The organism is Bacillus sp. 0102A (assembly GCF_036765155.1).
Lineage (GTDB): Bacteria > Bacillota > Bacilli > Bacillales > Bacillaceae > Bacillus > Bacillus subtilis_G.
Map to the genome: position 1 here is coordinate 1 of NZ_JBAIZW010000016.1, position 12827 is coordinate 12827.

Below are 12827 nucleotides of genomic sequence, written 5' to 3' on the forward strand. Positions count from 1 at the left end.
TCCGTGGAGGGTTGGGGCTTTAGGCGAAACGGATACAGACCTGTTATTTTGAGAAACGATTTTCCTTGTTTTGTTCTCATCCAGCAATGTCATCTTTGACACGGAAAGAGTTGGATCAGAGATGATGTCAGAGATCATGTGCTGTAAATAATCTTTTATCTCAGACATCATATTTGATTGATAAGCGCCAGTATGAAAATGAATCCGAACGTACAAGGTACGGCCTGGGATCACTTTGACACTGCATCTATAGTTGGTCTCCTCTGCCATCTCAAAATCTTTCACGGAGAAATCAAATGATCCAGCCTGATTCAGCCCTTCAATCTCTTGCTGGGTAGGTGTATTTTCAAAGACAATAATATGATCGATAAGCTCTTGTTTAAGAGCACTCTGCGCCTGAATGTCATATAAAGGGAAGTAACTATACGCTTCTGCTTCAGTCATATCCTTTTGCATCCTGCTGACTAGGTCAGAAAAAGAAAGGGAATCACTTCGGACTCGAATAGGAATGGTATTGATAAAAAGTCCGACCATGTTTTCCACATCTTTTAGCTCAGAAGGTCTGCCTGATATAACTGATCCGAACACAACATCGCCGCAGCGATTGAACTTTTGGAGCATGATTCCCCATAAAGCTTGGAAAACAGTGTTTAGCGTCGCACCAGACGCTGTTGCGATTTTCTGTAATTCGGAGGTTTCTTTTTCAGAAATAGTGAACGTGATTTGCTGTAATGTCCCATCTGGCATTTGATCTGTTCTTTTGGGCAGAGGCGTCGCTTTTTCGAAATACTGAAGCCTCTTTTTCCAATACTCAGCTGCTTCTTCTCGGTCTAGCTGCATCAGCCATTTAATATACGTCCCGTACGGCTGTACGGGAGGCAAATCCGGAACCTGTCCTTTTCCGAGCGCTTGATAAATGTGGAGAAAGTCTTTAATAACAATACCTAAACACCAGCCATCCATTAAAATATGATGGTGGCTCCAGATACAGATATAACGATCAGGCCCCCATTTCAAAATAGATATTCTCATCAGTACATCCGTTTGGAGATCGAAGCCTCTGGATTTATCCTGTTCTTTGAATGCCTCGGTGCAATGTTCTTTATCTCTTTCATTGAGATGGGAAATATCTTCAAAATGAACATGGCAAGGACGATGCTTGAGCACGACCTGGCGAGGTTTGGCTACATTTTTATAGATGAACGCCGTTCGGAAGATTTCGTATCTGTCAAAAACACCATCCATACTTTTTTGGAAACGCTCCAAGTCAAGCTGTCCATGTATCGTAAAAGAAGCCTGTTCAAAATAAGCTCTTGACTGTTCATCATACAGTGAGTGAAAAAGCATCCCTTCCTGCATAAATGACAAAGGGTATATATCCTTTATTTCGGGTTGCTGCGGCATCAGTATGAATCTCCTCTCCCTATAGTTTGTTGACGGCTCCCATAATCTCACTCAATTCATCAAGCGTTAAATCTTCATCGGTGAAATCAGATGCGCTCCATTCTCGGTTTTCTTTGCCTGTACAATGCTCAATGATGTTTTCCAGAGTCTGTTTAAAATGCCCGGCAAATGTTTGGATTGTTTTTTCCTCAAATTGAAGCCTGTTATAGATGATGTGCATGTTCAGGCAACCCGAAGAAACAGCTCCGCTGATATCCAGAGCATAAGGCCGCTCCCAGTTCGAACTGATCTCATTTTCTGGTTTGATGTCAGAAACCTCAAAGGCTTTTGATTGAATATCCTGATCAAACTGGCCTAAATAATTAAAGCTGGTTTCCGGGGTGTTTTTCTCAGAGCCCCATCTTTTGCTGATATATTTCAGCACACCGTAGCCTGCGCCTTTATTCGGTATACGATGCAGCATATCTTTTGTCTGTTTAATGAGATGGCCCAGCCGTTCATCTTTGTTCTTATGATCAGAATCGCTCATATCAAGCCACACAGGATAAATCGAGGTGAACCAGCCGACAGTTCTGCTCATATCAATGTCCCCAAGATATGATTCCCTTCCATGGCCCTCCATGCTGATTTTAAACTGGTCAGAGCCCGTCCATTGTTGTAGAGCAAGACCTAAAGCTGTCAGCAGGATATCATTCATCTCCGTGCTGTATGCTTTATTTGCAGCAGTTAACAATAATTCGGTGTGATGGCGGGACAGTTCAAATTCAATCACTTCTGTATCTTTGAATAGGTTAGGCGCTGCGTCATTGTCTTTAGGAATAGGTTGAATGTGACGGTTCTCGCGCTCTTCCCAATACGCTGCTTCGCGTTGCATCTGGCGGCTTTTAGAGTAGTCAGCTATTCTTTGTGAATACGTTAAATATGAATCTGTTTTTTGCGGCAGTTTAATAGATTCTCCTGATACAGCCTGTTTGTAAGCTGTTGAAAAATCCTCGAACAAAATGCGCCATGAAACTGCATCAATAACCAAGTGATGAATCGTCAGAAACAAATGGTCACCATTTTCGGTTCTAAACAATCCAGCGTGAAGCAAGGGGCCGGTTTCCAAACGAATATCCTTCTGCATCTGGCTGGCTGTTTCCTTAATCCTGTTTTGTGCTTCTGTTAAGTTACCCTTTACATCAAACAGTTCAAGAGCATATAACTCTTCATCTGGAAGATCAATCCCTCTATTCAACTGCACCGGCTGGCCATCTTCATATTTGCATACGATTCTCAGTGCGTCATGATGAGTCACCAGGCTTCTTAGCACTTTTCTAAGAGAAATTTCGTCAAATCGTTCAGTCCGTTTGAGCATAACGGACTGATTAAAATGATGCATCTCCAGAGATTGCGAGAAAAACCATTGCTGGACAGGTGTCCAAGTGATCTCGCCTTCTACCGTACCTTGGTCAATGACGTGTACGGCTTTTCGAACACGAGCGGACAGTTCACCCAGAGTCTGATGTTCAAACATCTCACGTACTGTCGTTTCGAATCCGCGTTGCTTCAGTCTGGCGCAAACTTGCAGCGCTTTAATAGAATCTCCGCCAAGTTCAAAGAAATTGGCGCTTATGCCCAGCTCATTCACATCAAGAAGCTCCTCCCAAATATGAGCCATTACCTTTTCAATCTCATTTCTAGGGCTGATATCATCAGCAGGATAAGCATGTTTATCAGGTTCCGGCAGGGCTTTCTGATCGAGCTTTCCATTAACAGTCAGCGGGATGCTGTCAATCTGTATTAAACGGGCGGGCAGCATAAAGTGAGGCAGCATGTTTTTTAGAGAAGTTCGGATATCTGATGTATTTGCGACCTGTTGATCTTTTGTCACCATGTATGCATATACAGCTGTTTGCCCTTGCTCATCTTTTCTTGTGATGACAGCCGCCTCTTTAATAATCGGAAGCTGAAGAAGCGCCGCTTGGATTTCGCCTAACTCGATACGATGCCCTCTGACTTTAACCTGACCATCAATGCGGCCTACGTATTCCAGCTCGCCATTTGACAGGCGTTTAGCAAGATCTCCCGTTCGGTATAATCTGTCCCCCGGAAGATAAGGATTGGGTACAAAACGGTCAGCGGTCAGCTCATCTCTGTTGAGATATCCCCGTGCTACGCCTTCACCGCCTATATAAAGCTCCCCTGGAACTCCGGTCGGCTGCAGATTCATATGAGCATCCATCACATAAGCCTGCAGAGTTGAAAGAGGCCGTCCGATATTGCTGTTATTTTTTGCAATGTCTGCTGCGGACAATTTTTTGAATGTTACATGTACCGTCGTTTCTGTAATACCGTACATATTGATCAGATCAGTATAAGGATATTTTTCATTCCAGCTTTGAAGCATGCCGGGCTGTAAAGCTTCGCCGCCAAAAATGACGTATCGGATGTTTAATCGACCCGGATGGTTTTGATCTTCATGCATCAGGCCGTAAAAAGCAGTCGGAGTCTGATTGAGTACAGTGACGCGTTCTTTTTTTAACAATAATCGTAATGCATGGGGGTCACGGGCTGTTTCTTTAGAGACCACGACTAGTGTGCTTCCGTTCAATAACGCACCGAACATTTCCCATACAGAGAAATCAAAGCAATATGAATGCAAGAACGTCCAGACGTCTTCATGGCCAAATTCAAAAGGCAGGTTTTGATGCTTTAAAAGACTGATCACATTGCGGTGCTCGACCATGACGCCCTTTGGCTTGCCCGTGGTTCCGGATGTATATATCACGTATGCCGGCTGATCCGCCAGAGTTTCTTGGATTTTTAAATCAGCCGGAATTGAATCATTTTTAGCTTCACCGATATACAACATTTTCCCGCTGTAGTCTGCCGGTTTATTTTGTCCGCGCTCTGTCAGCAACAGTTCTGTCCCGCTGTCATTGAGCATAAAGCTGATACGGTCCTGAGGATATTCAGGATCAATCGGCAAGTAGGCCCCTCCCGCTTTTAAAATCGATAAAATGCCAATGATCATATCAGGTGACCGATCGAGCATCAGACCGACGATGTCCCCAGTGCCGACCCCTTGTTTGATGAGCATAGCAGCTGTCCGGTCTGCTTTTTCTTTCAGGTCTCGATAAGTAAGCTGAGAGTGGCCGCACACCACTGCGAGATGATCAGGATGTTCAGCCGCTTGCTTTTCAAATATGCTTACAATGTTTTCATTTCTCGGATAAGCCGCATAGTGTCCCATTTTTTCAAGGAGCAGCTCCCGCTCTGCAGAAGGTAGCAATTGCATTTCCGAAATTCTCATCTCGTTATCCGCTATTACATTTTTAACCAGTTCAATAAAATAGGATGCCCATCGCGCAATGGTCTCTTCTTCAAAAAGAGCGGTGCTGTATTCAAAACGGCAGCGAATTCCCTCTGAATACTCCTCAGCGTGTAATGTCAAATCGAATTTGGATATATCGTGTTTTGGAGTGACAGATAAAATCGATAGACCAGGCACTTCAAACTGGAAATCTTCACTGCTTTGAAGCACGAGCATCGCATCGAACAGCGGGTTGCGATTTACCTCTCGATGTGTATCGAGCTTATCTGCCAGCTCTTCAAAAGGATAATTCTGATGTTCATAAGCTGTCAGAGCCAGACGGCGAATATCCTGCAAATACGAGCTGAACGTTTTGTGGCCCTCCGGCTGGCTGCGCATCGCTAATGTATTTACGAACATCCCGATGACGCGCTCCAGATCAGCGTGCGGTCTTCCGGCAGCGGGCGAGCCGACAACAATATCCTCTTGCCCGCTAAGCTTGGATAGCAAAATAGAATAGACAGCCAGAAGGATCATATACAACGTTGTTCCCGTTTCAGCCATTAAACGGTGCAGCTCATTTGCGGTGTCTTGATCAATGTTTACTTCAATTGTTCCACCGCTGAAATCAGGGAGACGCGGTCTTGTTTTATCAAGCGGTAAATCTAATACAGGAAGACTCCCGCCAAGCTGATCAAGCCAGTAGGCCTCCTGTTTTCTGTATAGGTCTTTCGGAAACTTCTCTTGCTGCCAAACAGCAAAATCCTTATAATGCAGATTTAAAGCTGGCAGTTCCTTTCCGCAATATAAGTCAGTAAATTCTTGGACAAGCGTGCTCATCGAGACACCGTCGGCAATGATATGGTGCATATCGAGCAGCAAAAATCCGTGATTATTGCCCATTGAAATGACACATGCTCTAAAGAGCGGACCGGCCGATAGATCAAACGGTTTGATGAAGGACTCGATTGCAGACTCAAGCATTTGTTTTGATTCCATTTCAAGCTCTTTCAGGTCATAAGCCATCTCTGGATAAATGATCTGCACGGGCTCTCCACTGTCAAGCACAAAAACAGTCCGCAATGTTTCATGCCGATTCACAAGTTCTGTGAGAACTCTTCTCAACCGCTGGCGATCTAGATTTCCGCACAATTCAAGTACAGCGGGCATGTTATAGCCTGTGCTGTCATCTGCCAGCTGATGAAGAGCATATAATCGTTTTTGCGAGAAAGACAGCGGGTAGACCTCTCTTTGCTCCACAGGCTCAATCTGTGTAAAAGCATGTTCTTTTAAGCTCATCAATTTGACTGCCATGCTTTCAATTGTCGGGTAAGAGAAAACCTCACTGAGCGGCAGCTCGACATGAAGCTTTTTATGTATTCTTGATACGAGTGCGGCCGCTTTTAAGGACTGTCCGCCTAGTTGAAAGAAATCATCACGAATGCCGATTTTCTGTTTATGCAGCACATCTTCCCAAATCTGTGCGAGATCAGCTTCGATTAAGGTTCGGGGCGGCATATATGTGAGAGCCGCATTGTTTTTTGGTTCAGGAAGTGCTGAACGGTCAAGTTTCCCGCTGGATGTTAATGGCATTTTGCCGATGTTGATAATACTTGCGGGAAGCATATAGGACGGCAATGTCCCAGCAAGATGGCGATGCAAATCCGGGAGACTGCTTCCCTTTTCCGGAACGATATAAGCAATAAGCTCCTTGTCCTCAGCAGAAGCATCACGAGCCAATACCGCTGCTTCCTTCACCCCCGGTGCCTGTCGAAGAACTGTTTCGATCTCTCTCAGTTCAATGCGGTAACCCCTCATTTTTACTTGATCATCAAAACGTCCAATATATTCAATCGTTCCATCCGGCAAAAAACGGCCTGCGTCACCTGTTCGGTATAAACGCCTCTCTTCAAGGAATGGGTGATCGGAAAATGCTTTCTCTGTCAGTTCTGGCTGTTTGTAGTATCCTCTGGCAAGACCCGCGCCGGAAATACACAGTTCGCCGGCCGCACCGATCGGCTGCAGTTGATTTCCGTGTAACACAAATACTTCTGTGTTCGCAATCGGGTGTCCGATTGTGATCCTCTCGTTTTCGTTCAGATGACGCAATATGGTTGTTGCCACACTATTTTCTGTGGGCCCGTATTCATTTGCCAGTTCTGCAGAAGGACAAATCTTTTGACTCATCTCAAGCAGATCAGGTGTCACCGCTTCACCCGCGAATGTCACAATACGAAGACTATTTGCATCCTCAGCAGTCATCACTTCCAATAACACCCGGTACAGAGATGGAACAATGATCATGTGACTGACCTTATATCGGGTTATTTTTCGCTTAAGAGCTAAAACATCTTTCGCTTCGTCATCTGTTGTCAGCAGTACGCATGCACCGGATAAAAGCGGGGTAAACAAGCTCGTCACACAACCGTCAAACACATATGAAAACAGATGGAGAGATAGATCCTGTTCGGTCATGCCATACTCTTCCCGTCTCCATTGCAATGTATTGGCAATGCCTTGATGATCAACTAGAACACCTTTAGGGCGTCCTGTCGTTCCCGACGTATAGATTAAGTAAGCGAGATCACCAATCGGCACATCTGGAGCCGCTGTTTGGTGACTTGCTGTATGTTCTATCGTTATCACATTTCCTTCATAGTGCGGCGGGATGAATGACATAAGGTCTTCTTCTATCAGCAATAGATCCGCTGAACTGTCCTTCAGCAGGAAAGAAAGGCGTTCTGTTGGGAAATTTGGATCGAGCGGCATATAAGCCCCCCCTGCTTTCCAAATCCCAAGCAGAGCGGCAGGCATCTCCATTGACCGGCCCATCATCACAGCCACGATATCTCCAGGTCCAACACCCTTTTCTACTAGGGCGTGCGCAATCTGGTTGGCTCTTACATGTAATTGGCGATAGGTCCAGCATTCATCACCCATTTTCAATGCATCAGCATCAGGTGTTTTGTGAGCTTGTTCCTCGAACAATTGGGCTATCGTTTTGTTCCTATAAGGCCGTTCTGTTTCGTTAAACAATTGGATAACTTTTTGCTCCTCCGGGGGCACGATATTGATGTCATTGACGGTAATATCCGGATTTTCCAAAATGCAATCTAGTGCTTGTTTTAGATGCCCCTGGATCCGCAGCATCTCCTCCCGTTCGTAAACGGCTGCGTTGTAGCTGAATTTGATATAAAATGATTCTCCCGGAACGATAACGATATTAAAGTCGTAATTGGTTTGTTCGGACATTGAAATGTCACCCAGCTTCAGCGCGTTTTCCTCATTTTCGCTCTCAATGCTTAATGCCTGATGAAGCTGAATAGGATAATTTTCAAAGACAAATATATGATCAATCAACCCTTGCTTCAAAGGACTATGGTTTTGAATCTCATAAAGCGGATAATACCCATGCTGTTCAGATGCTAAAATTTCCTCCTGCACGGCTTTGACAAGCGAAGAAAACGCCAAGCCCTCCGCAGATCGAATTCGCACTGGAACAGTATTAATAAACAATCCGACCATTGATTCAATCCCATCAATCGCTGACGGGCGTCCCGAAATGACGGAGCCAAAAACTGCGTCATCGGAGGCGGTATACCGATGGAGGAGCACGCCCCAAATGCTCATAAACAACGTGTTTAAAGTGACTCCCCATTTTTGGGCGGTTTCTGCCAGTTTCTCAACTGTTTCCGGCGCTAAAGAAAAGCGGACCTGAGCGGCTTCATAATCCCCGTCCGCTGGGCGGCTCTTTATCCGGGGAATAGAAGCGGTATTGCCGTACTCCTTCAAATACCCGCTCCAGTAAGCAGCAGTCTCTTCTTGATCTTGTTCTCCGAGCCATTCAATATAGCGGCTGTACGGCACCGTGCTGCCAAGCCGTACAGGTGAGTTATTTTTGAGCGAATCATACATGCTGAAAAACTCTTTAAGAATAATGCCCAGACACCAACCATCCATGATGATATGGTGATGTGTCCAGACACATGTATATTGGCTGTTGCCTCTATCAAAAAGGGCAAGACGCATTAACGGATCTTTTTGCAAATTAAATCCTTTTTCCCGATCCTTGGTCATAAAAGCATCAATCAGAGCCTGCTGTTCATGATCGGCCAGGTGAGAAAAATCTTCTCGATACACTGTCAATTCCCGGTTTGACAGGACTACCTGCTGCGGACCTGTAAGATCTTGGACTTCTTTAATAAAAATCGTTCTGAAAATATCATACCGGGAAACAAGAAGGTTTAAGCTCTTTTGAAACGAGTCGATGCATAGATTCCCTGTGATCGTAAACGAGGTCTGTTCGACATAGGCTTTTGAGCTGAAATCCATCAGTGAATGAAACAGCATTCCTTCCTGCATGTGCGATAACGGATAAATATCTTGAATCTTTGCCGATTGTGCCATCAATTCCACACACCTTTTCAAAAGTTAAAGATCTTTCACGAGATCTTCGATGCTAGATAATGCAGACAACGTTAATTCCTTATTGCTGAAATCACTCAGCGTTTTTTCGCGTACTTTTTTCTGCGAACAATGCTCAATCATCTCGATAAGATGCCTGTGAAAACGATCCATAAAACACTCAATTGAGTGTTGGTTGAACACTTGGGTGTATACCGCTTTTACTTGAAGCCGTCCGTCTGTAATGAGAGCATTGATGTCCAGCTCATACTCTCGTTCTCTCTCACCCGCTATTTCGTAACGAGGCTGGTAAAATGATAATTGAAACGTTTCAGCTTCCTTCTCTTCGCTGAATTGGCCGAGATAATTAAAGCTGATCTCAGGCTCTTTATACTGCAGTTCTCCTATCTGTGTTAACAATCCGTAACCAGTACCTTTGTTCGGTACTCTTCTCAGCATATCTTTTGTCGTCTTTATTCGGTAAGCGAGCTGATCGTCGAAAGGCACCGGAACACTCATGTCCAGAAGAATAGGATAAATGGAAGTAAACCATCCAACTGTACGTGAAATATCAATGTTTGGCACATACCCTTCTCTTCCGTGCCCCTCAGTGCTGATCACGATTTTGTCATGCTTTGTCCATTCAGAAAGCGCCATTCCTAACGCCGTAAGCAAAAGTTCGTTAGCATCAGTGCCATAGGCTTGCGGGGTTTCAAACAGCAATTTTTCAGTGCATCGCCAGGATAGTGCAAACGCCGCTGTATCGCTGTTCATTTGCAGTCTTCCTGGCACATTTTCCGTGTCCTTAGGCAGAAAAGCAGTGTGAGCGTCCAAAATTGATTGCCAATATGATTTTTCTGCAAGCAATTGTTTGCTTTCAGCAATTTGGGCAAGACCATTGGCGTAGGACAAATAAGAATCCGTTTTTGGCGGTAACTGGATCTCATGTTTTTCTAAAGCCTGCTGGTATGCTGCAGCTAAATCCTCAAGTAGTATTCTCCAAGAAACGCCATCTATCACTAGATGGTGAAGCGCAATCAGCAAATGGTCCCCTTCTGCCGTTTTAAACAAACCTGCTTGCAGCAGAGGCCCTTTTTGTACATTCATTTTGCTTTGAATGACGGTTTCCTCAGCGGCTAGTTTTTCATCAAGATGAGTCCTTTCCAGTGATTCTTTTGTCCAGTCTGCGATGTGAAGGCCGAACAGTTCACGATCGTTGTGATTCATTCCGCGATTATACTGAACGACATGGCCGTTTTGATTTCGTTGAAACACCATGCGAATCGCATCGTGATGCTCGGTTATTTTACGCAGCGCTCGCCGAAGCGCATTCGCATTGAATCCTTTTTCGCTAAAAAGCATAACGGACTGGTTGTAATGATAATAAAAAGCGTAATCCTGCCAGAAAAATCTTCGCTGAATCGGGGTGAGCTCAGCTTCGCCTTCCTCAGGTCCCTGATCTGCTTGAGATGCCAATGGTGTGATATGTCCGCTTAGCTCGTGAATCGTTGGATAACGGAATAAATCGCGTATTGTCATGCTCCAGCCTTCAGCTGCCAGTCGCGCTGCCACTTGTAATGCTTTAATTGAGTCACCGCCAAGCTCAAAAAAGGAATCTTGAATGCCGACTCGAGAGATGGACAGTACATCTTCCCATATTTGCGCTATCGTTTCTTGTATGTCGTTAACTGGTGCGGAATATGGACGCGAAAACACATCATTTAGAGCCGGCAAGGCGTTTCTGTCCAGCTTTCCGTTTAGGGTCAGCGGCATGTTTTCTAAAGCAATCAGATGCGCAGGAATCATATACGCCGGCAGTTCCTTTCTTAAAGCAGTACGAAGAGCATTCGTGTTGACGTCTGAAGGCACGATATATGCTGATAAACCAGCCTGTCCATTCTTATCATGCTGAACGGCAACTGCAGCTTCTCTGACAAGCCCTGTTTGAAGCAGTACACTCTCAATTTCTTCTGTTTCAATTCTGTATCCATTTATCTTCACCTGATAATCCATTCGGCCAAGCAGCCGGATCGTTCCGTTTGGAAGCCAGCAGGCTCGATCACCGGTTCTGTACAGCCTTTCCCCAGAGACAAATGGATTTTCTGTGAATTTCAATTGTGTTAAGTCAGGTTTATTATGATAGCCTTTAGCAATACCGGCCCCGCTGATGCACAGCTCGCCGGCAACGCCAATCGGTTGAATTTGATCAGTCTGGCTGAGTATGTACATGTGTACATTCGGTAGCGGGATGCCGATGGGTACGTTATCTCCCGAATACTCTTCTCCCATACTTGTTTCATAGCTGCTGGAATCAATCGTTGCCTCTGTGACGCCATAACTATTGATGACGCGCATGCTTTGGCCAAAGCGCTCTGTCAGTGTTTTGAAATCTTGAGTTTTTACCATGTCGGAACCAAGAATCAGTATGTTTAAGTCAGGAAGCTTGAGCCGGTTACGATATATATACTCCATCATCGGGATAATGAGGGCCGGTGTCGACTCCATGATCGTGATTCGCTGGGAGCACATGATTCCATATAATTCAGCAGGCTCCAGCCTCTTTTCATCAGGACAAACGATTAGCGTCCCGCCGTTGGTCAATGTTCTCGCCAAATCTCCTGAAAAGACATCAAATGAAAAGCTCGCCATTTGAAGCAGTCTGACAGGCTTCCGATCCAGTTCATAAATTTGACGCCACGCAAGAGCTGCATGAGTAAAGTTCCGATGGGTGACAATAACGCCTTTAGGCGCGCCCGTAGTTCCTGACGTATAAATGATATATGCTGCATCTTCAGGAGCAGGAGATAAGTCAAGGTTGCAGCTGTTTTCTTCATAAGAGCCCTCATTGTCAAGGCAGATGTGAGACATATCACATTGAGAAGAGTTTGAAATCAAATGCTTCAACTCCTGCTGCAAAAGAAGAATGTCTGCCCCGCTATCACGGATAAGATATTCAATACGGGCTTTTGGATAATGTGAATCGATTGGGATATACACTCCGCCAGCTTTCATCACTGCTAGGATTCCAACAATTGCATCAATGGACCGCTTGGCTAAAACAGCCACAGTTGGTCTCGTTCTTTTTCTTTTTTGCAATGTCCGTGCCAGGCGATTGGCTGTTTCGTTTAAAATCCGATAGCTAATCTGTGTTTCGTCATCAATAACAGCTATATGTTCTGGTGTTTCTTCAGCTCTCGCTTCAAATATGCGATGAAAAGGAACATCTTTTTGAGAAAATTCAACTTGAGTTTTGTTGAATTCAAAGGCTATTTTTTGTTTTTCTTTTTCACTAAGTATATTTATTTGTGAAAGGTTTATTTCAGGTTTAGAAAGTGCCGCATGCAGAAATTCGCTGAAATGAGCTGCCCAGCGTTCAACCGTAGTTTTTAGGAATACCTCTGTACTGAATTCCATTTCACAGCAGATGGCTCCATCTGTTTCCGTTGCTATAAACGTCATATCGAATAAAGAAATGTGATGCGGGAAATTGGCTGGCCGGACTTTTATTTCTTCCAGTTCTATGTCCTGCTTTTCTGTATTTTGAAGGATAAACATCGCATCAAACACTGGATTCCGGCTCATATCCCGCGTTACCCCAAGCTTATCGACGAGCTCTTCAAACGGATAATCCTGATGTTCATACGCTTCCAATGCTGTGTCACGCACTTCCTGCAAATACTGTCCAAACGGCTTCCCGCCCTCCGGGCGTGTCCGAAGCGCCAGC

The 12827-nt window shown here is 44.8% G+C and carries 3 protein-coding genes; all 3 read right to left on the reverse strand.

Features of this window, described 5'->3' with window-relative positions:
- Positions 1-1404: condensation domain-containing protein (locus V6D41_RS21310; protein ID WP_333519557.1), on the reverse strand; the 1404-nt coding region annotated here is incomplete at its 3' end.
- 19 nt (positions 1405-1423) lie between these two features.
- The gene (locus V6D41_RS21315; protein WP_333519558.1) at positions 1424-9106 is read right to left on the reverse strand and encodes an amino acid adenylation domain-containing protein; all 7683 of its coding nucleotides are present in this window, start codon (positions 9104-9106) and stop codon (positions 1424-1426) included.
- A gap of 24 nt (positions 9107-9130) precedes the next feature.
- Positions 9131-12827: amino acid adenylation domain-containing protein (locus V6D41_RS21320; RefSeq protein WP_333519559.1), on the reverse strand; the 3697-nt coding region annotated here is incomplete at its 5' end.

Coding starts and splice junctions, on each gene's coding strand:
- V6D41_RS21315 (WP_333519558.1), bottom strand. CDS start 9,106: ATGGCACAATCGGCAAAGATTCAAGATATTTATCCGTTATCGCACATG.